The organism is Janthinobacterium silvisoli, from assembly GCF_014200725.1.
GTDB lineage: Bacteria > Pseudomonadota > Gammaproteobacteria > Burkholderiales > Burkholderiaceae_D > Janthinobacterium.
On sequence record NZ_JACHCL010000001.1, the window covers coordinates 764,441 to 787,646 of the forward strand.

24 protein-coding genes are annotated in these 23,206 nt (G+C 58.5%); 9 read left to right on the plus strand and 15 right to left on the minus strand.

Annotated elements, in window-relative coordinates; translation table 11 throughout:
• Positions 1-79 precede the first annotated feature (79 nt).
• The 10 genes from rpoE to HDE75_RS03470 all read right to left on the minus strand — a co-directional run bounded on the left by rpoE (position 80) and on the right by HDE75_RS03470 (position 8,035).
• Positions 80-682, minus strand: coding sequence for an RNA polymerase sigma factor RpoE (rpoE, locus tag HDE75_RS03425; RefSeq protein WP_311735060.1), 603 nt, complete (start codon positions 680-682; stop codon positions 80-82).
• A gap of 87 nt (positions 683-769) precedes the next feature.
• Complete coding sequence (locus tag HDE75_RS03430; protein WP_183676217.1) at positions 770-1,291, minus strand: hypothetical protein; 522 nt, start codon at positions 1,289-1,291, stop codon at positions 770-772.
• 142 nt (positions 1,292-1,433) lie between these two features.
• Positions 1,434-2,684, minus strand: coding sequence for a beta-ketoacyl-ACP synthase II (gene fabF / locus HDE75_RS03435; RefSeq protein WP_183676216.1), 1,251 nt, complete (start codon positions 2,682-2,684; stop codon positions 1,434-1,436).
• Positions 2,685-2,713: 29 nt separating this feature from the next.
• Positions 2,714-2,953 (minus strand): acyl carrier protein, encoded by a 240-nt coding sequence (acpP, locus tag HDE75_RS03440; RefSeq protein WP_183676215.1) that lies wholly within the window; start codon positions 2,951-2,953, stop codon positions 2,714-2,716.
• Positions 2,954-3,131: 178 nt separating this feature from the next.
• A complete protein-coding gene (gene fabG, locus HDE75_RS03445; protein ID WP_183676214.1) occupies positions 3,132-3,875 on the minus strand; it encodes a 3-oxoacyl-ACP reductase FabG in 744 nt (247 codons plus the stop codon).
• 24 nt (positions 3,876-3,899) lie between these two features.
• Positions 3,900-4,841 (minus strand): ACP S-malonyltransferase, encoded by a 942-nt coding sequence (fabD, locus tag HDE75_RS03450; protein ID WP_183676213.1) that lies wholly within the window; start codon positions 4,839-4,841, stop codon positions 3,900-3,902.
• Positions 4,842-4,878: 37 nt separating this feature from the next.
• Positions 4,879-5,877: a beta-ketoacyl-ACP synthase III gene (locus HDE75_RS03455; protein ID WP_221291747.1), complete on the minus strand. Its 999-nt coding sequence runs from the start codon at positions 5,875-5,877 to the stop codon at positions 4,879-4,881.
• Between the two features lie 13 nt (positions 5,878-5,890).
• Positions 5,891-6,958, minus strand: a complete 1,068-nt coding sequence (plsX, locus tag HDE75_RS03460; RefSeq protein ID WP_183676212.1) for a phosphate acyltransferase PlsX — start codon at positions 6,956-6,958, stop codon at positions 5,891-5,893.
• Between the two features lie 207 nt (positions 6,959-7,165).
• Positions 7,166-7,348: a 50S ribosomal protein L32 gene (gene rpmF / locus HDE75_RS03465; protein ID WP_034749653.1), complete on the minus strand. Its 183-nt coding sequence runs from the start codon at positions 7,346-7,348 to the stop codon at positions 7,166-7,168.
• A gap of 189 nt (positions 7,349-7,537) precedes the next feature.
• A complete protein-coding gene (locus HDE75_RS03470) occupies positions 7,538-8,035 on the minus strand; it encodes a YceD family protein (RefSeq protein ID WP_183676211.1) in 498 nt (165 codons plus the stop codon).
• 233 nt (positions 8,036-8,268) lie between these two features.
• On the opposite strand from HDE75_RS03470, the gene HDE75_RS03475 reads away from it, so the two are divergent.
• Complete coding sequence (locus tag HDE75_RS03475) at positions 8,269-8,877, plus strand: Maf-like protein (RefSeq protein ID WP_183676210.1); 609 nt, start codon at positions 8,269-8,271, stop codon at positions 8,875-8,877.
• A gap of 34 nt (positions 8,878-8,911) precedes the next feature.
• Positions 8,912-9,679, plus strand: a complete 768-nt coding sequence (locus HDE75_RS03480) for an SAM-dependent methyltransferase (protein ID WP_183676209.1) — start codon at positions 8,912-8,914, stop codon at positions 9,677-9,679.
• A gap of 14 nt (positions 9,680-9,693) precedes the next feature.
• Here the strand turns inward: HDE75_RS03480 and HDE75_RS03485 are convergent, their stop codons facing one another.
• Both HDE75_RS03485 and HDE75_RS03490 read right to left on the minus strand, forming a co-directional pair.
• Positions 9,694-10,992: an EAL and HDOD domain-containing protein gene (locus HDE75_RS03485; RefSeq protein WP_311735061.1), complete on the minus strand. Its 1,299-nt coding sequence runs from the start codon at positions 10,990-10,992 to the stop codon at positions 9,694-9,696.
• Positions 10,993-11,165: 173 nt separating this feature from the next.
• Positions 11,166-12,083 (minus strand): 23S rRNA (adenine(2030)-N(6))-methyltransferase RlmJ, encoded by a 918-nt coding sequence (locus HDE75_RS03490; protein WP_183676208.1) that lies wholly within the window; start codon positions 12,081-12,083, stop codon positions 11,166-11,168.
• Positions 12,084-12,358: 275 nt separating this feature from the next.
• On the opposite strand from HDE75_RS03490, the gene HDE75_RS03495 reads away from it, so the two are divergent.
• Positions 12,359-12,787, plus strand: coding sequence for a thioredoxin family protein (locus HDE75_RS03495; protein WP_183676207.1), 429 nt, complete (start codon positions 12,359-12,361; stop codon positions 12,785-12,787).
• Positions 12,788-12,970: 183 nt separating this feature from the next.
• Here the strand turns inward: HDE75_RS03495 and HDE75_RS03500 are convergent, their stop codons facing one another.
• On the minus strand, positions 12,971-16,111 hold the full coding sequence (locus HDE75_RS03500; RefSeq protein ID WP_183676206.1) for a bifunctional diguanylate cyclase/phosphodiesterase: 3,141 nt from the start codon (positions 16,109-16,111) through the stop codon (positions 12,971-12,973).
• A gap of 238 nt (positions 16,112-16,349) precedes the next feature.
• On the opposite strand from HDE75_RS03500, the gene HDE75_RS03505 reads away from it, so the two are divergent.
• Entirely contained in the window at positions 16,350-16,856 is a 507-nt protein-coding gene (locus HDE75_RS03505; RefSeq protein WP_183676205.1) for a DUF1993 domain-containing protein, read from the plus strand.
• 160 nt (positions 16,857-17,016) lie between these two features.
• Here HDE75_RS03505 and HDE75_RS03510 read toward each other — a convergent pair whose 3' ends face one another.
• On the minus strand, positions 17,017-17,205 hold the full coding sequence (locus tag HDE75_RS03510) for a DUF1289 domain-containing protein (protein WP_183676204.1): 189 nt from the start codon (positions 17,203-17,205) through the stop codon (positions 17,017-17,019).
• Positions 17,195-17,779 (minus strand): DUF1415 domain-containing protein, encoded by a 585-nt coding sequence (locus tag HDE75_RS03515; protein WP_183676658.1) that lies wholly within the window; start codon positions 17,777-17,779, stop codon positions 17,195-17,197. The genes HDE75_RS03510 and HDE75_RS03515 overlap by 11 nt, the downstream gene beginning before the upstream one ends.
• Before the next feature lie 332 nt (positions 17,780-18,111).
• Here HDE75_RS03515 and HDE75_RS03520 point away from each other — a divergent pair, with 332 nt between their 5' ends.
• The 5 genes from HDE75_RS03520 to HDE75_RS03540 all read left to right on the plus strand — a co-directional run bounded on the left by HDE75_RS03520 (position 18,112) and on the right by HDE75_RS03540 (position 23,117).
• Complete coding sequence (locus HDE75_RS03520; RefSeq protein WP_183676203.1) at positions 18,112-19,524, plus strand: transglycosylase SLT domain-containing protein; 1,413 nt, start codon at positions 18,112-18,114, stop codon at positions 19,522-19,524.
• Positions 19,525-19,650: 126 nt separating this feature from the next.
• Positions 19,651-20,439: an enoyl-ACP reductase FabI gene (gene fabI / locus HDE75_RS03525; RefSeq protein WP_183676202.1), complete on the plus strand. Its 789-nt coding sequence runs from the start codon at positions 19,651-19,653 to the stop codon at positions 20,437-20,439.
• 73 nt (positions 20,440-20,512) lie between these two features.
• Positions 20,513-20,791, plus strand: a complete 279-nt coding sequence (locus HDE75_RS03530; protein ID WP_183676201.1) for a hypothetical protein — start codon at positions 20,513-20,515, stop codon at positions 20,789-20,791.
• Between the two features lie 5 nt (positions 20,792-20,796).
• Complete coding sequence (locus tag HDE75_RS03535) at positions 20,797-21,318, plus strand: helix-turn-helix transcriptional regulator (RefSeq protein WP_183676200.1); 522 nt, start codon at positions 20,797-20,799, stop codon at positions 21,316-21,318.
• A gap of 392 nt (positions 21,319-21,710) precedes the next feature.
• Positions 21,711-23,117 (plus strand): DEAD/DEAH box helicase, encoded by a 1,407-nt coding sequence (locus tag HDE75_RS03540; RefSeq protein ID WP_183676199.1) that lies wholly within the window; start codon positions 21,711-21,713, stop codon positions 23,115-23,117.
• Positions 23,118-23,206: the final 89 nt, after the last annotated feature.

Below are 23,206 nucleotides of genomic sequence, written 5' to 3' on the forward strand. Positions count from 1 at the left end.
CATGTCAAGAAGATAGCTACGGAAGCGAAGATCGGTGCGGAAGCCGAGCGCGACAATACCGTTTCCCATACTCATCAAATTACCAGCGCTTGTCAATCGGCATGTCCAACAAAGGTTTCAATTTTTCCGCAATCACTTCCCGCGCGCGAAAAATCCGGCTGCGTACAGTACCAATGGGACAAGCCATGATCTCCGATATCTCTTCGTAACTCAGCCCCTCAATTTCGCGCAGCACGATGGCGGTACGCAGCTCGATTGGCAGCACATCCATGGCCGCATTGACAGTGGCGGCAATCTGCTTGCTGGCCAGGACAGATTCCGGCGTATTGTTATCGCGCAATCGATGACCATCATCGAAGGACTCGGCCTGTTCAGCATCGGCATCGCTCGACGTGGGCGTACGCCGCCCCTGGGTGACGAGATAATTCTTGGCTGTATTGATACCAATCCGGTACAGCCAGGTATAAAAAGCGGCGTCGCCACGAAAATGCCGCAGCGCCCGATAAGCCTTGATAAATGTTTCCTGCACAACATCTTCAGCCTCCGCCGGATCATGCACCAGGCGCGACACAAGACGCATCAGCCGACGCTGATACTTCGATACCAACACATCAAATGCACGCTTGTCACCGGCTTGCACCCGCTCGACCAGCAATTGGTCACTCTCACGCTCTGTCCTCACGCCCGATGCCCCTGGTAGCATGCAACGCGGACAATGATATGGATATAGAGTTGGCCCGCTGCAAGAAGTTCAGTGTTCGCCCCACTTTTATTTCTCCCTCCCCCGCGCCGCGATGGCGCGGCAGGCAACAGCGAGCGTGCGAAACGCGGGACAGGAACGCGCACCCCGCCGTACCAGTACGCTGACCACCTGCCCCTCTTCATTACCCAAGCGCAACAACAGCCAGCCTGGCCATAAGGTGGATGCGGGCAGCAGATACTGCACTGATCGCGCCTGCCCCCGCTCCTGCCCGGCTATGCCGCCGCGATCATCAAGACCGGCGCCATGCTCCAGATATACCGCCAGGCGGATCTGGCCAACCGGCGAAATATCAAGCGTCTGCGGCTTTGTACGCCGGCACGACAAAGCCAGCAAAAACAGGCCGCCACATGCGCTGAGCACGGCTGCAGGCCAACCCAATGCATAGGCCCCGTCGAGGCCCGGTACATGCTCAAGGGGCCACAGACGCGATAAAGGCCCGGCTGCCAGCAGCGCACAACTACCCAGGCAAGCTTGCAACACGCGCAAACCAACAGGCGTGCGAATGACAGCCGAGACAGCAATGGACATTTCAATAACTTAAAAAGGGAAAACATCAGGCGCGCCGACACTATGTCGGGCAAATTCAACCGCCAACGAATGTAGGCAGCGAATCAGCGCTCACCAAGGTTTGACCATGATGAGCGCTAAAAAGTTCAGACTTGGCGTAGGCTTATTTCGCTCTGCCGAAGACCAGCGAGCCATTCGTTCCGCCGAAGCCGAACGAATTCTTCACTGCGTAATCGATCTTCATTTCACGTGCCGTGTTGGCACAGAAATCGAGATCGCAAGCCGGATCCTGGTTGAAGATATTAATGGTAGGAGGCGACACCTGATGGTGTACTGCCAGTACCGTAAACACTGCTTCCAGACCGCCAGCGCCGCCCAGCAAATGGCCCGTCATCGACTTGGTCGAATTGACGACCAGATTCTTGGCATGGTCACCGAAGGTACGCTTGATGCCCATCACTTCAGCCACGTCGCCTTGCGGCGTCGAGGTGCCATGCGCGTTCAGGTAATTCACCTGATCCGGGTTCACACCGGCATTTTTCAATGCCGCGATCACCGATTTGCTGCCGCCGCTACCATCTTCCAGCGGCGAGGTCATGTGATAAGCATCTGCGCTCATCCCGAAACCGTGCAGTTCCGCATAGATCGTAGCGCCACGGGCCACCGCGTGCTCATACTCTTCCAGCACCATCACGCCAGCGCCTTCACCGAGCACGAAGCCGTCACGGTCCTTGTCCCACGGACGCGAAGCCGTTGCCGGATCGTCGTTGCGGGTCGACAGGGCGCGTGCCGAGGCGAAACCGCCCAGGCCCAGTGGCGATACGGTCGATTCCGCACCGCCAGCGATCATGACGTCGGCATCGCCGTATTCGATCAAACGCGCCGCCGCACCGATGCAATGCAAACCGGTGGTGCAGGCGGTGACGATGGCCAGGTTAGGGCCACGCATGCCGTATTTGATCGACAGGTCGCCGGAAATCATGTTGATGATCGAGGCTGGCACGAAAAATGGCGAAATGCGGCGTGGGCCGCGCTTGTCATATTCAGCCTTGGTTTCTTCGATCAGCGGCAAGCCGCCAATGCCGGAACCGATGATCACGCCGATACGATCAGCGTTCTCTTCGGTGACGGCGATCCCGGAATCCTGAATCGCCTGGATGCCGGCTGCCATGCCGTAATGGATAAAGGTATCCATATGGCGGGCTTCCTTGCCGGTGATGTAGTCTTCGATATTGAAACCTTTGACTTCACCGGCAAAGTGGGTGCTGAATGGCAGTGCATCGAACTTGGTGATCGTGGCGATACCGGATTTGCCCTCGACGATGGCATTCCACGCGTCGGCAATGGTATTGCCGACAGGTGAAATACAGCCCAGGCCGGTAACGACGACACGACGGTTTTTAGATCCGCTCAAGCGATTCTCCTGAAATCGGTCAGACAGGCTTAGGCCTTGACGTGCTTGGTGGCGTAGTCGATCGCCTGTTGCACGGTGGTGATTTTTTCTGCTTGTTCGTCAGGGATTTCCATTTCGAATTCGTCTTCCAGGGCCATCACCAGTTCCACGGTGTCCAGGGAATCAGCGCCGAGGTCATCGACGAAGGAGGATTCGATTTTGATGTCTGCTTCTGCAACGCCCAGTTGCTCAGCGACGATTTTCTTAACGCGTTGTTCGATATCCGACATGTTATGGCTCCAAAGTGTGTGTTACGGAAAGTGCGCGCATTTTATCAGGTTTGCGCGTCCGAATACTAATTTCGGTGTCTGCTGCTAATTCAACCGAAGCTGCTGCTAAAAGATGCGATTATAGACAAAAACGGCCGTTGAATCATGCCACAAACGGCCATCGCGTCTACCGTTCACATCAATTCATGTACATCCCGCCATTTACGTGCAGGGTTGTACCGGTAATATAAGCCGCTTGCGGCGAGGCCAGGAAGGCCACCGCGGCAGCCACATCTTCCGGCTTACCGAGGCGCGACAGCGGAATTTGCGTCAACAAGGCCGCATGCTGCTCTTCGCTCAGCGCCTTGGTCATATCGGTGTCGATAAAGCCGGGGGCGATGCAATTGACAGTGATGTTACGGCTGCCGATTTCGCGCGCCAGAGCGCGGCTCATGCCTTCCACGCCAGCCTTGGCTGCCGCGTAATTCATCTGGCCCGGATTGCCCGACGAGGCGACTACCGAAGTGATATTGATGATACGCCCAGTTTTCGCTTTCATCATCCCCCGCAGCACGGCGCGCGACAAGCGGCCAACGGCGCTCAGGTTGGTGGTGATGACGCTGTCCCACTCTTCATCCTTCATGCGCATGGCCAGCTGGTCTTGCGTAATGCCCGCATTGTTGACCAGCACGGACAGGCTGCCATAGGTCTTTTGCACTTCGTCGACCACCGCAACGCAACGCGCCGCATCGGTCACGTTCAGCACGAGACCCTTGCCGGCCACGCCGGCGTCCGCCAGGTATTGGGTGATCGCCTGCGCGCCCGCCTCGGAAGTGGCGGTGCCCACCACGGTGGCGCCCTGCTTGCCCAGTTCGGTGGCGATGGCGCGGCCGATGCCACGCGAAGCACCCGTCACCAGCACCACTTGATTTGCTAAATTCATGAGTATCCTTCTTAATTATTTGTATTAATTGAGCTGCGTCAAAATACGTTCCAGCGACGCCTGGTCGACGATCGCGTCGCCCACCAGCACCGGATCGATACGCTTGGCCAAGCCCATCAAGACCTTGCCCGGACCACACTCGATCACCTGGGTGATGCCATCGGCGGCCACCTTCTGCATGGTTTCTACCCAGCGTACGGGGCTGGCGGCCTGGCGCACCAGCGCATCCTTGATGCCATCGACGTCATTGACGATGGCCACGTCAACGTTATTGATCAGGGCGATCTGCGGTGCCGAGAAGGTCAAGCCAGCCATGTATTCGCGCAAACGGTCCGAAGCGGGTTTCAGCAGCGAAGAGTGGAATGGCGCCGATACGGGCAATTTCATGGCGCGCTTGGCGCCCTTGGCCTTGGCCAGTTCGCAGGCGCGCTCGACTGCAGCCGTATGGCCGGCGATCACCACTTGCGCAGGCGCATTGAAGTTGACGGGCTCGACCACCAAGGCCGGGTTTTCCGCCGCGGCTTCCGCACAAACGGCGCGCACATCATCGTCGGACAAGCCCAGCACGACAGCCATCGTGCCCCGGCCGACCGGCACGGCTTCCTGCATGGCTTGTGCGCGGAAACGCACCAGCGGCACGGCATCCTTGAAGGCGATCACGCCAGCGGCGACCAGCGCCGAATATTCACCGAGGCTATGGCCTGCAACGACGCTCGGCAGCTTGCCGCCAGCGGCCAGCCAGGCGCGATAAAACGCCACGGCAGCCGTCAGCATCACAGGCTGGGTATTGGTGGTCAGGTCCAGCTCTTCTTTCGGACCTTCGGCGATCAGCTTGCCCAGGTCGAATTGCAGGGCGTCGGATGCTTCAGCCACGGTCTGTGCGACCACAGAATTACCGGCGAAACCATCGAGCATCGCAATCGCTTGCGAGCCTTGACCAGGGAAAACAAATGCAAATTGTGTCATCTCAACTCCGTTTTAGTGTTGCTGTCTGATTGCCAGCTTACATTCTTGCCAGTACGGCGCCCCAGGTAAAGCCGCCGCCCACGCCTTCCATCATGACGTTGTCGCCTTTTTTCACGCGGCCATCGCGTACGGCCAGGTCCAGCGCCAGCGGGATCGACGCGGCCGAGGTATTGCCATGCTGGTCGACCGTGACGACCATTTTTTCCGGCGGCAAGCCGAGTTTTTTGGCCGTGCTGTTCATGATGCGGATATTCGCCTGATGCGGGATCAGCCAGTCGATCTGGTCTTGCGTCATCTTGGCGTGGGCCAGCGCTTCGTGCGCGACTTTTTCCAGCACGGACACAGCCAGCTTGAACACGGCAGGGCCATCCATGTAGAGGAAGGCGCTGCCCGCCAGCGCGCCGCCAGCCAGGCTGCCCGGCACGCTGAGGATATCCGAGTGACGGCCATCGGCATGCAATTTGGTGGCCAGGATGCCTGGCTCGGTCGAGGCCGTCAAAACGATGGCGCCAGCGCCGTCGCCAAACAGCACGCAGGTGCCGCGGTCTTCAAAATTGAGGATGCGCGAAAACACTTCGGCGCCGATCACCAGCACGTTCTTGTGCATGCCCGACTGGATAAAACTGTCGGCGGTGGCGACCGCATAGACGAAGCCGCTGCATACGGCTTGCACGTCGACTGCGGCGCAATTGTTGGTAATGCCCAGCTTGTTTTGCACGATGCAGGCGGTGCTGGGGAAGCTGCCGAAAAAGTCCGGCGTCGAACTGGCAACGATGATCAGGTCCAGGTCATTGGCATCGATGCCGGCCATTTCCAGGGCCTTCTTGGCCGCTTCCACACCCAGGTCCGAGGAATTTTGCGACGGCGCCGCATAGTGTCGAGCGGAAATTCCGCTACGCGTCACGATCCACTCATCCGAGGTCTCGATACCCTTGGCGGCGAGCTGGTCGGTCAAATCCTGATTCGTCACGCGTTTCTCTGGCAGATAGCTGCCGGTACCGATAATTTTGCTGTAAATTCTGCTAAAGGTAGTCATGCGTACCCATCCACTAAATGGTAGAGCTTGTTGATTGAGGTTCTTCCGATGCTGGCAGGCGTGGCATCAGCTCGGCGATCATGCTGGCCAGATGCGCTTGCACATCATTTTTTGCCGCATCAAAGGCGCGGCGCAAGGCCCATTCAAACGAATAGGCGTCGGCGCCGCCATGGCTTTTGAATACCAGGCCGCGCAGGCCCAGCAGGCTGGCACCATTGAAACGCGAGGGATTCAAGCGGTTGCTGATCGCTTTCAAGGCACTGCTGGCGATGAAGGCGCCGATCATGGTGAGAAAATTGCGCTTGAATTCGGACGTCAGCACCATTTTGACATAGCGCGCCAGGCCTTCGATGGCTTTCAGGGTCACATTGCCGACAAAGCCGTCGCAGACGACGATATCGGTGGTGCCCTTGAAAATATCATTGCCTTCCACGTTGCCGTGGAAGTTCAGCGCACCGCGCTCATGGTCGGCTTGCAGCAATTTGGAGGTGAGTTTCACCACTTCATTGCCCTTGATATCTTCCGTGCCCACGTTCAGCAAGCCGATCGTGGGACGCGCGATGCCTTCCATGGCCGACACCAGCACCGAACCCATGATGGCGAACTGGTGCAAATGATGCGGCTCGCAATCGACGTTGGCGCCCAGGTCCAGCATGTAAGTCGGGCCGTTCTTTTGATTTGGCAAGATGCTGCAGATGGCCGGGCGGTCGACGCCCGACATGGTTTTCAATACATAGCGCGACACGGCCATCAGGGCGCCGGTATTGCCGGCCGAAACGCAGGCTTGCGCCACGCCGTTCTTGACCTGCTCGATGGCCACGCGCATGGAGGAATCCTTCTTGCGGCGCAGGGCCACTTCGAGCGGATCGTCCATGGTAACTTGTTCGGTTGCATGCAATACCGTCAGGCGCGGATGCGACTCGGCTTTGTGCTTTTTGAGTTCGGCACGGATCACGTCTTCCAATCCCACCAGGATCAGTTCAGCGTCAGGCTCGTGTTTTACAAAGGAAATTGCTGCGGGGATAGTGACTGAGGGACCATGATCTCCGCCCATGCAGTCGATAGAAATTTTGATTGTCATTTTTTTTGATTCAGTACCGCTGCGGGCTTGCGGCAAGATGTCAATCGGACTGGCGTATATGCAGGGCGCATAATGTCATGCACAGACTGAGTCAGCTTGATTCAAAATGACGGTGTGCAAGATGAATTGCAGCCGAGAAAAAGAAAAAGCGGTGCCACGCCGAATAACCACGCAACACCGCTTTCATCTTACCCAACAAAACGTCGATTACTCGTCGTTTTTGGTCTTCAGCACTTTACGGCCACGATAAAAGCCGTTAGGGCTGATATGGTGACGCATGTGTGTTTCGCCGGTAACTGGCTCGACGCTCAATTGCGGCGCGACCAGGAAGTCGTGCGAACGGTGCATGCCGCGCTTGGAAGGGGTTTTCTTGTTCTGTTGAACTGCCATGATGACTCCTAATACATAAGTTCTAAAATTTTAGCACAATCGATTAGCAAATACATGCGAATCGAGTATCCCAGCGGTAAAGACTATCCTAAAACAGGCTTTACCGACATCGTTTATTACATGCTACGTTTCACTACACATTGCCATACTCGATTACTACACGCGTTTGACACGTTCTCTACATACTACTTATTCTTGTTTCAAGTCTTTCAAGGCCGCAAATGGCGACTTCTTTTCCGTCTTGAGAGCGTCGAGCTGCCCGGTACTCGGGCAGACTTCATGTTTGGGTACTTGCGGCAGGGCCAGCAAGGCTTCATCTTCGATCAGGGCCATGGCATCCATGCTGCGGCTGCCGACGATCACATCGATCGATTCATCATTGATGATTTCTTCGATCTCGTCTGCATGCTCGTCATCCTTGCCCAGCATCAAAACAGTCGAAGAAGCGATTTCATACGCATACGGAGTCAGGCAGCGCTGGCATACCAGCTGAACGGTGCCGTTGACCGACAAGGTCAGCTGCGGGTAACCCAGCTTGCTGGTGCCGCCGACGATCTTCCAGGCGATGCTGCCGGAAGTATCTGCACAATCCTTGGTCAACCGGGTCATTTCAGCGACAGGAGTAACACCCTCGCGGCTCCCGCTGATACGACAAAAATCAAAGGCGTCGATCACAAAAGCATTCATTGGTAGAAAATTTCCCCGGAAAACCTGCGATAATAACAGGGTTTTTAGCGCCGAGTCAAAGGCTAAGCATCTTTTTTGATGCTTTTATTGGCATATTTATCAACGTATTGATTAACTTCGTCATGCCGCCAAGAGCCAATTATACGGCTCTTGGCCCCGGAACTCCGCTGGAATTCCGATGACGCCGACTATCGCGGACCAGCAACATAACACCGCCCGCCATCAGCCACCGAATGATACCAACTTCTGCCCCATTGCGCTTGATACTTGCATCGAGCTCCGTCTATCGCAAGGAATTATTATCGCGCTTGCGCCTGCCTTTCGAGGTGGCCGTGCCCGATCTCGATGAACGGCCCTTGACCGGCGAAAGCCCCAGCGCCACCGCCCTGCGCCTGGCCCAGGCCAAGGCGCAAGCCGTGCTCGACCGTTTCCCTGGCAGCCTGGTGATCGGCTCCGACCAGGTCGCCACCCTCGATGGCGCACAAATCGGCAAGCCCGGCAACCACGCCAACGCCCTGCGCCAGCTGCAAACCATGCGCGGACGGCAAACCATTTTCCATACGGCGCTGTGCCTGCTCGATGGCCGCCAAGCCGCGCCGGTGGTCCAGGTGGAAGATATCCAGACCCTGGTCACCGTGCGCGACTTGCCGGACGCCGAACTGGACGCCTATCTGCGCATCGAGCAGCCCTATGACTGCGCCGGCAGCGCCAAGAATGAGGGACTCGGTATCGCCTTGCTCGAACGCATAGACAGCACCGACCCGACCGCCCTGACCGGCTTGCCGCTGATCGCCCTCACCGGCATGCTGCGCAAGGCTGGCGTGGCGTTTTTCACCAATTAATTTTACCAATTCATCACCTCAGACAAGAATAATCATGAGCACTAGCGGCACCCTGTACCTGATCCCCAACCACCTGGGCCTGTCCGACACCGCGGCCGATGGCGCGGCCGACGCGCTGGCGCACATTATTCCCGAGCAGGTGCGCCAGATCACCTCGCAACTCGATTATTTCGTCGCGGAAAACGCCAAGACGGCGCGCGCCTTCTTGAAATTGATCGGCGTCAAGCATCCACTGGCGAAAACGCTGCAGGAAATCACTATTTCCGAGCTGAACATCAATACCCCGGCGCAAGCACTGGCCGGCTTGCTGGCGCCATTGCTGGCCGGGCGCGATGCGGGACTGGTATCGGAAGCGGGCGTGCCGGCCGTGGCCGACCCTGGCGCCGACCTGGTGCGCCTGGCGCATCAGCACGGCATCAAGGTGCGCCCGCTGGTGGGGCCGTCGTCGATCTTGCTGGCGGTGATGGCCAGCGGCTTGAATGGCCAGAGTTTTGCCTTCAACGGCTACCTGCCGACTGATGCCACCTTGCGAGCCAAGCGCATCAAGGAGCTGGAAAGCCGCTCGCGGACGGAAAAGCAAACCCAACTGTTCATCGAAACGCCGTACCGCAACGCCGCCATGCTCGAAGCGCTGGTAGCCCAATGCGCACCATCGACCCTGCTGTGCGTCGCTACCGACCTGAGCATGGCAACGGAAAGCATCGTGACTTTGAATGCCGGACAATGGAAGAAACAATTGGCAGCAGGCAAGACACCTGACTTCCACAAGAAACCCACGGTGTTCTTGCTGCTGGGGCAGTAATCAGGCTAAAAGGGTCAATGGCTGGCGTGCAGTGAAATATCCTGCACATAGCTGTTGACCCACTCATAGGCAGACACCTGGATAGTATTGAGGTCGTCTTCCGACAAATGCAATTCGTCGAGCATGGCGCGGGTGGCGGGACCGCCATCGGCCTGCTCCACCTGCTCCACCAGCGCCAGCATATGGCCCAGCTCGCCATGCCGGAACAGCAGCGCATCGCTGACCCGGCTATGCACGCGCACACTGCTGACCACCTCACTCATCTGCATGGAAAACAGCGCGTCCATCAGTGACATGATGCCCACCGTAAAGCCGATATCGGCGTATTGATGCTGGCCGGGCCGCAACTTTTCCGTCATCAATTCCAGCTGCTTGCCGCGTGTGGTGGCCAGTTGCAGCAAGGGCGAGGCGAATGGGGCGGACGTGCCCGGCTTGACGTACAACAGGATTTGCAGCCAGCGCTGCAGTTGGCGCCGCCCCAGCAGCATCAATGCCTGGCCCAGCGTATCGATGCGGGCGCCGGCGCTGACGGCCGGCGTATTGACCAGGCGCAGCAGGTTGAGACTGATCATCGCGTCGTGCTGGATGCAGCGTTCGATATCGCGGTTATCGGCGTCGCTCTGCACCATTTCCAGCAAACGCAAAATAGTCAGTTCGGAGGGCGACATTTTCTTGCCAGCAAGGATCACCGGACGTGCAAAATAATAGCCCTGGAAAAAATCAAAGCCCAATGCCAGGCATTGCTCGAACTGAACCACCGTTTCCACTTTTTCAGCCAGCAATTTTTTGCGCGATAAAGCCAGGGTAGGCACCAACTCGCCCAAGGCTACGTCGGACAACTGGGCAATATCGACCTTGATGACGTCGATCAGGGGCAGCAACTGCTGCACGTCACTCGACTCCCCCACCACGTCATCGAGCGCGAAGCGAAAACCGGCCTGGCGCAATTGGCTGATGCGCGCCAGCAATTCAGGCGTCACGCGTACGGTTTCCAGTATCTCGAGCACGACGCGGTGGTGCGGCAGGAAACGGATGAAGTCGCTCATCAGCGCCACGGCATCGACATTGATAAACGCCAGTTGCAAGCCCACCACTTGCTCCATACCCAGCTCGGCAGCATGGGCGATCACGGTGGCGGTGGCTTCCACGTCGTCAGCAACCACGGCAGCCTGCTCCTGCGCCATGCTGCGGAACAGCAATTCATACGCCACCAGGCGCTGCTCACGGTTCAAAATGGGTTGGCGAGCGAGAAAAAAATCGTGCAGCGAAGAAACAGAAGAGATGGGGGATGGCAGCGAAGTATGCATGTTCATGACTAGCCCAACCACACGACAGGGCCGCGTGAAGGCTGCGGCAAGGCCAGGAACCGGTTGCTCCGGTGCCTGATTGCAGTATATGCCATCTATTTTTTATGCGGCGTTCTGCAGCGCAACATAAATCGGCCCGCGAGCATGGCGCCCGGGGCCTTTCAGCGATCAGCCGACACTTAAACGCGGCGCGTGCCCGTATTCCTGATGCCGCCCTTGCCTGTTTCCAGCACAAACTTGGCGCCATCGTCGCGGCCCAGCACCTTGACCAGGTAAGGCATGACTTCACGCAACATCGGTTCCAGCGTGTACGGCGGGTTCAGGATGAACATGCCGCTACTGTGCAGGCCAAAACCGTCTGGCGATGGGGTATTGACGGTCAGGGTCACGTGCAGCCATTCGGTGGCTGGCAGCTGCTTGAGCTTATCGGCGAACTGGCGCGACTCCATGCGCTGCAGCACCGGATACCACACGGCGTAGATGCCCGACGGGAAACGCACCAGCGCGTCAGCCAAGGTGTCCTTGACCTTGCGGTAGTCCATCTTGTCTTCATATGGCGGATCGATCAGCACCAGCGCGCGGCGCGATGGCGGCGGCAGCAAGGCTTTCAGGCTCTGGAAGCCGTCAGCCTTGGTGATGATGACGCGCTTGCCGCGCACGGTCGAACGCACGCCGTTCTCTGCGGCATGCGCCTCGACCTTGCGAAAGTTGTCAGCCAAGATCTTGGCATCAGCCGGATGCAGCTCGAACAGGCGCAAACGGTCTTGCTCGCGCGCCACCTGGTCGGCGCAATACGGCGACCCCGGGTAGTAGCGCATCTTGCCGCTCGGATTCATTTCCTTGATCAGGTTCAGGTACTCGGCCAGCGAGGCCGGCAAGTCCGTACGGTCCCACAGCGGGGCGATGCCCGTTTCATATTCGGCGTTTTTCGAGGCATAACCACCGTCGAGCGCATACACGCCCGCGCCGGAATGGGTATCGATATAACTGTAGGCCGTATCTTTTTGATTCAAATACTGCAACAACTGTATCTGTACATAATGTTTCAACACATCGGCGTGATTACCCGCGTGAAAGGCGTGGCGGTAACTCAACATAAGCTGGCTAATTCCATAAAGAAGGTCAAGGTGGGGCTGTGCTTGCAGGGAACAGACTGGAAGAGCAGGCTGCCGGCCGGGAAAACCACACAGGCTGATGTTAGCAGCGGGCAGATTCAGCACATAATTAGCAGCATTATCCACTAGAAACCGCTGTTATATCAAAAAACACGGCAGATAAGCTCCAGGCTGCCTGATGCATCAGGGCAGGACTACGGCTGCCGGGCGCGGTAGAATACGCCCATTCGGCGCCTTTGCCAGCATTTGAACAAACCATGCATAGCCTGACCCTCACTACCGACAACCGTGGCGACATCGCGGCAACCCTGGCCAGCTCACGCTGGACGGTGGCCTGCCTGTGCGCGCAATGGTGTGGCACTTGCGGCACCTACCGCAGCACCTTCGAAGAACTGGCCGCGCGCCATCCCGACAAGACCTTCGTCTGGATCGACATCGAAGACCAGGCCGACGTGGTGGGTGACCTCGATATCGAGAACTTCCCCACCCTGCTGATCCAGCGGGAGGATAACGTGGCCTTCTTTGGCACGGTGCTGCCCGATGGCGGGTTGGCGCACCGCATGGTGCAAGCGCAGGCAGCACTGAGCGCCGAAGAGCTGGCAGCATTGTCGCACAGCAGCGCAGAGCGGCGCAGCTGGCAAACTGAAACCAATCTGCGCACCTTGCTCGCGGCAGCACTGGCTTAGAGCCTATCCCAGTAGATGAATACGCCCCCTGCAGGCACCCCTCAGAAGCGGGGACTGTGTTGCTCGTCGTCGCATGGCTAGCCATGCGTCCTCCTCACGCCTTGCCCGCGCTCCCGATGAGCTGCCCGCAGAAGACGCTCACTACTGGGATAGGCTCTTAAGGCACTGGCTTATATTATTGGCTTAACCGTCCAGCCAGCGCTCCAGCACGTCTTGCGCCAGCACCGGCTGGCTATATAAATATCCCTGCGCCAGCCTGCAGCCATGGCGCAGCAGGAACGCCGCCTGCTCCTGGGTTTCCACGCCTTCCGCAATCACCGACAGATGCATGCTCTTGCCCAGCTGAATGATGGCAATCGCGATGGCTTCGTCATTCGGGTCGGTCGAAATATCCTTGATGAAGGAGCGGTCGATCTTCAGGGTTTGCACGGGCAACTGCTTCAGGTAAGCCAGCGAAGAATAACCGGTGCCGAAGTCATCGATGGCCAGGCCCACGCCGATGGCGTGCAAGTCATTGATGAAACCGAGCGCGTCGCCCGTGTTCATGATCACCGATTCCGTCACTTCCAGCTGCAGCCGCTGCGGCTCGAGCCCTGTTTCGGCCAGGATGTCGGCCACCATGCCGGCCATGCTGCCCCGCTCGAACTGTTTGACGGACAAGTTGACCGCCATCTTCGGCACGCGCAAGCCTTGTTGCTGCCAGCGCATCATCTGGCGGCACGCTTCGTCCAGCACCCATTTGCCCAGCTGATTGATGAAGCCGCTATCTTCGGCCAGCGCAATGAAACGGGCCGGCGGCACCAGGCCCAGCTCGGGGTGATTCCAGCGCACCAGCGCCTCGACGCCCACCAGGCGCCCCGTATCGATTTCCACTTGCGGCTGGTAATTCAGGAAAATCTCGTGCTTTTCAATCGAGCGGCGCAAGAAGGTTTCCAGGCGCAAGCGCTCCACACCCTCGCCCGTCATCGACGGCGCATAGAAACGGTAGCCATTGCGCCCGCGCGCCTTGGCCTGGTACATGGCTACGTCGGCATTGCGGATCAGCATATTCAAGTCCAGTGCATCGTCCGGATACAGGCTGATACCGACGCTGCAGGTGACGAACAATTCATGGCCGGCCACCGTGAACGGCTGTTCGAACACAGTCATCAGTTTTTCCGCCACCTGGGTCGCACCATACTGGCCATCGATGCGCTCGAGCAGGACGATGAATTCATCGCCGCCCAGGCGCGCCAGGGTATCGCCTTCGCGCAGCCGCGCCGACAGCTGGCAGGCGACTTTCTGCAGCAATTCGTCGCCGATATGGTGGCCCAGAGTGTCGTTGACGTTTTTAAAGCGGTCGAGGTCGATAAACAAAATGGCCAGCTGTTCCTGGTCGCGCGCGGCGCGCTGCAGGGCGTGATGCAGGCGGTCGTGGAACAGCAAGCGGTTCGGCAGCGCCGTCAGCGGATCGTGGTGCGCCAGGTGGTCGAGCTTTTCCTGCGCCTGCTTGACCAGGGTAATATCGCTGAACACGCCCACATAATGGGTGGTGGCCGCGCTGGTGTCGCGCACGGCACTGATGGTCAGCCATTCCAGGTAAATCTCGCCATTCTTGCGCCGGTTCCAGATTTCGCCGCGCCAGAAGCCCGAGGTGGACAACTCATCCCACAGCGCCTGGTAAAAGACGGCATCGTGGCGCTCGGAACGCGTCAGCGACGAAGGCTGGCCCAGCGCCTCGGCCTCGGTATAACCGGTGATCTGGGTAAACGCGGGATTGACGGCGACGATCACGCCATGCGCATCGACCACCATCACGCCATCGGCAATGTGTTCCAGCACGGTGGCCGACAGGCGCAGCTTTTCCTCGGCTTCCTTGCGCGCCGTGATATCGGCATAGACCCAGATGCTGCCCTCGTTGGGGCGGTGTGGATCGAGCGCACAGCCGCTGACCATGGCCCAGAAATAGCTGCCGTCGCGGCGCTGGTAGTGGCGCTCTTCACTGAAGTCGCCGCCTTGGGCCAGAATGCGGTACTGGCGTTCGCCTGCCGCCTCGAATTCATAGGGCGAGGGGAAAACGATGGCGGTCGAACAGCCTGCCATCTCGCCACTGGCATAACCGAATAATTCCTCGCAGCGGCGGTTCAGCGAGACGATGCGGCGGTGCCGCACGAACATCACGCCAAACATCACATTGTCGAGAATCGCGCTCTGCTCCGTCAGCAGCGCTTCGATGCGCATCTCATGATGCTTGCGCTGGCTGATGTCGGTGATGATGCCGTCGACCCAGATCACGCCCTGCTCGTCGATTTGTGGCTGACCATGCTCGGACACCCAGCGCTCGGCGCCGGACGCATTGAGGATGCGGTATTCCAGCTCATACGGTTGCAGTTCAGCAACAGCGGCCCTGACGGCATGCCGATGGTTGCGGCGGTCTTCAGGACAGATCAGGTCTACCCAGGCATGGGTGGTGCCGCGCATGAATTGCACCGCCGTGTAGCCGGCAATATCGACGATGGCCTCGCTGACGAAATCGATGGGGCCGTCCGGGCGGTAACGGAAGACGGCGCCCGGCACCTGCGTGACGATGGTGCGGAAGCGCTCCTCGCGCTGGCCGACGTCTTCGAACAGCTGCCGGATGGCGGTACGCATGCGTTCGAGCTGATCTGTCAAACGGCCCAGTTCGTCATTGCTGCCTGACTCCAGGCGGGTATCGAAGTCGCCATGCGACAGGCGATCGGAAAAACGCATCAGCCGGCGCAGCGGCTTGAGCAGGCGCCGGTTCAAAAACAGCACGATCAGCGCCATCGACACGGCCAGCTGTGCGCCCAGCACGAAAATATAGGACATCTGCTTTTCACGCAGTTCCTGCTGGCTGCGCGCATCGTCCATCTCGACGATGACATGGCCGATACGCTCGCCATGCACAAGGATGTCGCGCTCGGCACGGTACAGATTGCCGACAGGGCGCTGCGGCGCCTGCATGCGTATGAATTGCGCGTCCGCCTGGCCCAGCACGGTCACTTGCAGCACGGCTCGGTCACGCATCACCGATTCGACCAGCGAATGGGCCGACTCGGCATTCATATTCCACAGCGATTCCTGCATGCCCAGTGCCAGGATGTCGGCATTGCGCTGCAAGGATTCGTTCAGGCTGGTACGCGCCGACTGGCGCTCATGCACGCCCACCAGCAGGTAGCTGCCGATGATGGCGGGAATGACCAGCCCGCCAAACACCACCAGCAGCAAGGCGCCATAGATGGACGAGACAGACATGGAAGAGACCGACGAGCCAGGCAAGGCCCCCAGGCGGGTGCGCAAACGACGATACGGAGAATTAGCCATGAAGGCACAGAGCAGAAAAGATCATGCGGGCGATCATCAAACTTTATAGGGGAGTGCGCGAGCGGTGGTGGAATGAAACTTTTCCAAAAGCAATTATGCATGGAAAAAGCGCAGGAAGTCACCAATAAACACGCTCGGCGGGACAGTCTATGGCATCTGGATAGGCTGAAAAAACCACAGGCCAGCAGAAAAGCGCGCGGCTTGCTATGATCGCGCCACTTTACCAAGAGGAACTACCATGACTTTCTCCATCTATTCCGCATCCATCCCCGTCTTCAAACAAATCCTGGGTAGCCTGTCGGCCATCCTCGACAAGGCTGAAACGCACGTCCAGGACAAGAAGATCGATCCAAACGCCCTGCTGCACTTCCGTTTGTTCCCGGACATGCTGCCTTTCGTGCGCCAGATCCAGATCGCCACCGACTTCGCCAAGGGCGCCGGCGCGCGTCTGGCCGGCGTGGCCGTGCCGCCATATGAAGACAGCGAGCAAAGCTTCGCCGAACTGAAAGCGCGCATCGCGAAAACCATCGCCTTTTTGGAAAGCCTGCCGCAAGCCGACATCGACGGCAGCGAAACGCGCGCCATCACCACCGGCAGCGGTGAAAAGACCAAACACTTCACGGGCCAGACCTATCTGTTCCACTACGCCCTGCCGCACTTCTTCTTCCACGCCACCACCGCGTATGACATCCTGCGTCATAACGGTATCGAAGTCGGCAAGAAAGATTTCATCGGTAGCTTCTGAGACGCATAAGCAAATCTACTGCACGGCGCGCTTTGCGGCCTGCGATGCTCACCATACTAGAGTATGGTTGCGCTTCTTAGCCACAAATCATCGCCGCTCGCGACGATTTGCTTAAGCGTTGATGCAACAGGGAAGGTTCTTGTTGCATCGCCTTCTTAGTTTAGTTTCTGCGCGGGTAACCCTGAGCCAATATCCTCACCCACACCACTTCCTTCTCTTCCGCCGTCATCGAGACCCAGTGGGCCACTTCCGAGACGGTGCGGCCGCAGCCGCGGCAGATTTCGTCGAACGTGGTCGAGCAAACGGCCACGCACGGCGTGTCGGGCCGCAGCGGCAGGTCATCGGCCATCGTGCGTCACCTTCGGTATGCCGAGTTTTTCCCAGCCATCGAGGCCCAGTTTTTCCAAGGTGGCGATATTTTTATCGAAAATTTCGGACGCTTCCGGGAAAGCCTCCACCGCGCGTTCGATGCTGTCTTCGCGCAGCAGGTGCAAGGTGGGATACGGCGAGCGGTTGGTGTAGTTGCTGATGTCGTCTTCAAACGTTTCGGCAAACTGATAATCCGGGTGGAAACTGGCGACCTGCAGCTCGCCTTCCAGGTGCATGTCTTCCACGGCTGCGTCGGCCACATCGAGAAATTCGTTGTAGTCGAGGAAATCGTTCAGCGCGTACGGGTGGATCAGCAGAGTCGTGTCGATCTGCTCCGGGTCCGTATCGGCCAAGGTTTGCAGCTCGTCCATCAGCATCGCCAGCAAATCTTCGGGATTGCTGGAGTCACACACCACGTAGCGTATCTGTTTCTTGACGTGCACAGCCTTGGCGAACGGGCACAGGTTCAGGCCGATCACGGCCTTTTCCATCCAGGCGACGGTATTGGCGATGATCAGGGCATGGTCGTCGTCGTGGCGCGGCGGGGTATTCATCATTAATGCTTTCCTAATAACATGGACGGCGACATAGCCGCCCAAAGCCAAATTGTACGCACTGTGGACGCTCTTTGCGCAGTGTCATGCTTCAGGGCCGCTACGCTTGTGCCTGAGCGTGCCCCGGCTATGCTGTAACGACGGCCGAACGGGGAAAACGGCAAATTTTATAGTAGTGATTGCACTATTAACGAAGGGAAAATTACGCAAAATTAATCCTTTTCCTGTCATCACGCTGACATAATTCTTGACTCCGGCATGTGGATATACGTACACTCGCTTCTTAATTCTGGGTCAGTCCGATGTTTCTTCGACGACAACAATGGAACACTATGCACGAAAACTCCTTAAAACCTACCGTCCTGGTGGCGTTGGCACTGGCGCTAGCGCCGGCCCTCAGCCAGGCGTATGAAGCCGGTGTTGAGAGCGATAACGCGCCAGTCGCCGCCACCAACCCCGCCCTGATCCCGATGACTTCCCAAGTCACGGCCAAGCTTCCCACACTCGACAACCGCCTGCAAAAGACCGACAAGCTGATGAAAAATCTCAGCGACAGTTCCGATCCGCTGCGCGAAGCGGACGTCTGGGGCCGCATCCGCAGCGGTTACGCAATTCCCGACATTAATAACCAGCTGGTCACCAACCACGTTAACTGGTACGCCACCCGTCCCGATTACATTGCCCGCACCACGGCACGCGCCTCGCGCTATATCTTCCACGTGGTGCAGGAACTGGAAAAACGCGGCATGCCGACCGAACTGGCCTTGCTGCCTTTTATCGAGTCCGCCTTCAATCCGCAAGCATTTTCCAGCGCCAATGCGGCCGGCATGTGGCAATTCGTGCCCGCCACCGGGCGCGACTTCAACCTCAAGCAAAACATGTTCAAGGATGAACGCCGTGGCATCCTGGCCTCGACCGATGCGGCGCTGACGTATCTGCAGCGCCTGTATGACATGTTCGGTGACTGGCAACTGGCGCTGGCCGCGTATAACTGGGGCGAAGGTTCGGTACAGCGCGCCATCAAGAAAAACCAGGCACTGGGCAAGCCGACCGACTTTGAAAGCCTGTCCGACCTGATGCCGGCTGAGACACGCAACTACGTGCCCAAACTGCAAGCGGTGAAAAACATCATCGCCAACCCGGCCCAGTATGGCATCACCCTGCCCGTAGTCGAAAACCAGCCTTACTTCACGGCGATCGACAAGACCAGCGACATCGATGTCACCGTGGCGGCGCAACTGGCCGAGCTGTCGATGGACGAGTTCAAGGCCTTGAATCCGGAATTTAACCGCCCGGTCATCATCGGCAGTGAAAAAACCAAGATCTTGTTGCCACAGGAAAACGCTGCCAAGTTCACCACCAATCTGGCGCAATGGGGCCATGCCTTGTCGAGCTGGACCACGCACAAGATCCTCAGCGCGCGTGAACGCCTGGAAACGCTGGCGTCGAAGTTCGGCACCACGGCCGATGTACTGCGCAAGGCCAACAATATCCCGCAGAACACGCGCCTGCGCGCCGGCTCCACCATCCTCGTGCCCAAAACAGCGGCCACGATGAATATGGACATCACCCAGGAAATCGCCGACAACGCCACCATGCTGCTGGAAGCGGATCGTCCTGAACGATCCAGCAAGAACGTGCGCCACGCCAAGGGCAGCAAAGGCGGCAAGGCGCAGTCCGGGCCCATTTCGCTGGTCAAACCGCGCATCCAGCGCGGCGCCCACAACCGCAAGGCACACCACTGAGCATCGCTTGATCAGCCCGATCATGCCTGCAGCACGCCACCGGCCGCCACAGCTTAGCTGTCGCGGCCGGTTGTACTTTTATACTCCCATCCACAGCCTCACCAACACTACCGAACAGGAGTCGCCATGGCCTTCTTGCAAGGAAAAAAGATCCTCATCACGGGCTTGCTGTCGAACCGCTCGATTGCTTACGGTATCGCCAAGGCTTGCCATCGCGAAGGCGCCAGCCTGGCATTTACCTATGTTGGCGAGCGCTTCAAGGAGCGCATCACCGAATTCGCGGCGGAATTCGGCAGCACACTGGTGTTTGAGTGCGATGTCAGCAGCGACGCGCAGATTGCCGCCGTGTTTCACGACCTGGCGCACCACTGGGAACAACTCGATGGCCTGGTGCACGCCATCGGCTTTGCGCCGCGCGAGGCGATCGCCGGCGATTTCCTCGGCGGCCTGTCGCGCGAAAGCTTTCGTATCGCGCATGACATTTCCGCCTACAGCTTTCCCGCCATGGCCAAGGCCGCCCTGCCCTTGCTACACCCTGGCGCGGCGCTCCTGACCCTGACCTACCTTGGCGCCCAACGCGCCGTTCCGGCCTACAACACCATAGGCCTGGCCAAGGCCTCGCTGGAAGCTTCCGTGCGCTATCTAGCCGAATCGCTGGGCCCCAGGGGCATCCGCGCGAATGGCATCTCAGCCGGCCCGATCAAGACCCTGGCCGCTTCGGGCATCAAGGATTTCAGCAAGCTGCTGGGCTTTGTGGCCGAGCACGCTCCCTTGCGCCGCAACGTCACCATTGAGGAAGTGGGCAACACGGCAGCCTTTTTACTGTCCGACCTGGCCTCGGGCATCACGGGAGAAATCACCTACGTCGATGGCGGCTTTTCGCAAGTCATGGCCGTCAACCCTGAAGTAGACTAAGGCCGTGACAAACGAGATTCATCGGTTGTCACTTGACAACCGATGAATATTCATCTACCTTGGAGACATCGCCATGGCGCGCTCCTCACATCCCAAGAAAGAAATTGAAGCGGCGCTGCGCCACGCGGAAGACGAAGGCTGGCGCGTGGAAGTCGGTGGCAGCCATGCCTGGGGCAAAATTTACTGCCCCTACAATGATGACGGCTGCCGCTGCGGTGAATTCTGTATCGCCTGCATCTGGAGTACGCCAAAAAATCCCGGCAACCACGCGCGGGCGATCCGCCGGGTGGTCGACAATTGCACACTGCAAAAACTGATGCACGATCTCATGCAACGCACAGCAAAAGGGTAGCCGCCATGGAATACATCTTCACTCTCAAATACCGCCTGCCCGATAGTGAACACGACCTCGACGCGCTGGCCGGACGCCTGGGCAATAGCGGCTGTGACGACGCCTTGATCGGTATCGGGCAGCCGGGCCGCCTGGCGCTGGAGTTTACGCGCGAAGCCGGCAGCGCCCACGAGGCGCTGCAAAGCGCGCTGGCCGACGTGAAAGCCATCGTGCCCGACGCCATGCTGGTGGAAGCCGCGCCCGACTTCGTAGGCTTGACCGATGTGGCGCAAGTACTGGGGTTGACCCGGCAAAACATGCATAAGCTCATGAACAGGCACCGCCACAGCTTTCCCGCGCCCGTGCATGAAGGCAGCACGACTATCTGGCATTTGGCGCCAGTGTTGTCGTGGCTGCATGACAAGGGCAATTATCAGCTGGAACACAGCCTGATCGAACTGGCGCAGGCAACCATGCAAATCAATCTGGCCAGGCAAGTGGCCACGGCCGCTCCTCTGCCGCCCGGCCTGGTCGCCCTGTTCAGCTGACATAGTTGCCACCAAATAAATGCCGGTATCGTCCGCGCTTCCTGATGATGTGATGGGCAAGTGTGGCAGGACTTTCCTTTCGCCACATTTAAGCAGTGCAAAACCGCTGAAAATACGGTATAGTGTCGTTTGTGCGCTGCAATATGCTTTCACGAAATGGAAGCAAGACCGCAGCAACATGGAATACCAAACCTAGCAGCTTCGCAAGCCTTTAGCGCATCCACAGGATGCCGCTTATAAAGCCCTCCCGCCTTGTGTGTCGCACCTGACACCGTCCCGGCGCAAAGCTTTTGTGCCGAAATTTCTTTTTAGTTGAGTCATTTCGTTTTGGTTGGCGTTGCTATTTTGCGTTCTGCTTTTTGCAAGAACGCTGATTTTTACGAAAGAAAAGAATGACATTTGAATCTTTAGGCCTGCATCCGTCCATCCTCGCCGCTCTGACCGAATCGGGCTACACCGCGCCAACCGCGGTACAGTCGCAAGCGATTCCTGCCGCGATCGAAGGCCGTGACTTGCTGGTCTCGTCGCAAACCGGTTCGGGCAAGACCGCAGCATTCATGCTGCCGTCGCTGCACAAACTGGCCAGCGCAGAACAAAGCACCGCCGGCAAGACGCCCAACCAGGAAATGCAGGCATCGCGCGCCCGTGGCGAGCGTCCACGCTTCAAGGCTGCCCAGCCAAAAATGCTGGTGTTGACCCCAACCCGCGAACTGGCACTGCAAGTGACCACCAATACCGACAAGTACAGCACCGGCATCCGCCGCATCAAGGCTGTGTCGATCCTGGGCGGCATGCCTTATCCTAAACAAATGCAATTGCTGGCCAAGAACCCGGAAATCCTGGTGGCGACTCCAGGCCGTTTGATCGACCACATGGAATCGGGCAAGATCGATTTCTCGCAACTGGAAATCCTGGTGCTGGACGAAGCTGACCGCATGCTGGACATGGGTTTCATCGACGACATCGAAAAAATCGTTGAAGCGACGCCAGAAGGCCGTCAAACCATGCTGTTCTCGGCAACGCTGGACGGCGTAGTGGGCAATATGGCCCGCCGCATCACGAAAAACCCGCTGGTGATTCAAGTTGCCAGCTCGACCAACAAGCATGAAAACATCACCCAGCGCGTGCACTTCGTGGACGATCTGTCGCACAAGAATCGCTTGCTGGATCACCTGCTGCGCGACGAATCGCTGGATCAGGCGGTTGTGTTCACCGCTACCAAGCGTGACGCCGACACCATCGCTGACCGTCTGAACATCGCCGGTTTCTCGGCTGCCGCCTTGCACGGCGACATGCATCAGGGCGCACGTAACCGCACCCTGGACGGCATGCGCCGCGGCCAGGTCAAGGTACTGGTTGCCACCGACGTTGCCGCCCGCGGTATCGACGTACCGACCATCACCCACGTGTTCAACTACGATCTGCCGAAGTTCCCGGAAGACTACGTCCACCGCATCGGCCGTACCGGCCGCGCTGGCCGCAATGGCCTGGCCATCTCGCTGGTGAACCACGCTGAAGGCATGAACGTCAAACGCATCGAACGCTTCACCAAGCAATTGATCCCGGTCAATGTCATCGAAGGTTTCGAGCCTAAGAAAACGGCTTCGGCACCACGTTCGAGCGCTCGTCCAGGCGGCTGGAAACCAGGCGACAACCGTGGCGGCGCAAAACCAGGCCAACGCACGTTCAGCAAGCCAGGCGCACCACGCAAAGATGGCGCACCGAGCAGCGGCGGCGGCTACAAGGGTTCCAACCCGCGCAGCACCGACGGCGCACGCCGCAGCTACGGCGACCGTTAATCCGCGATTAACATAGCCTAGCGCAAAGCTTTGATAAAACGGCCACCCGAGTCATCTGGTGGCCGTTTTGCATGATGAGCCCGACTTAC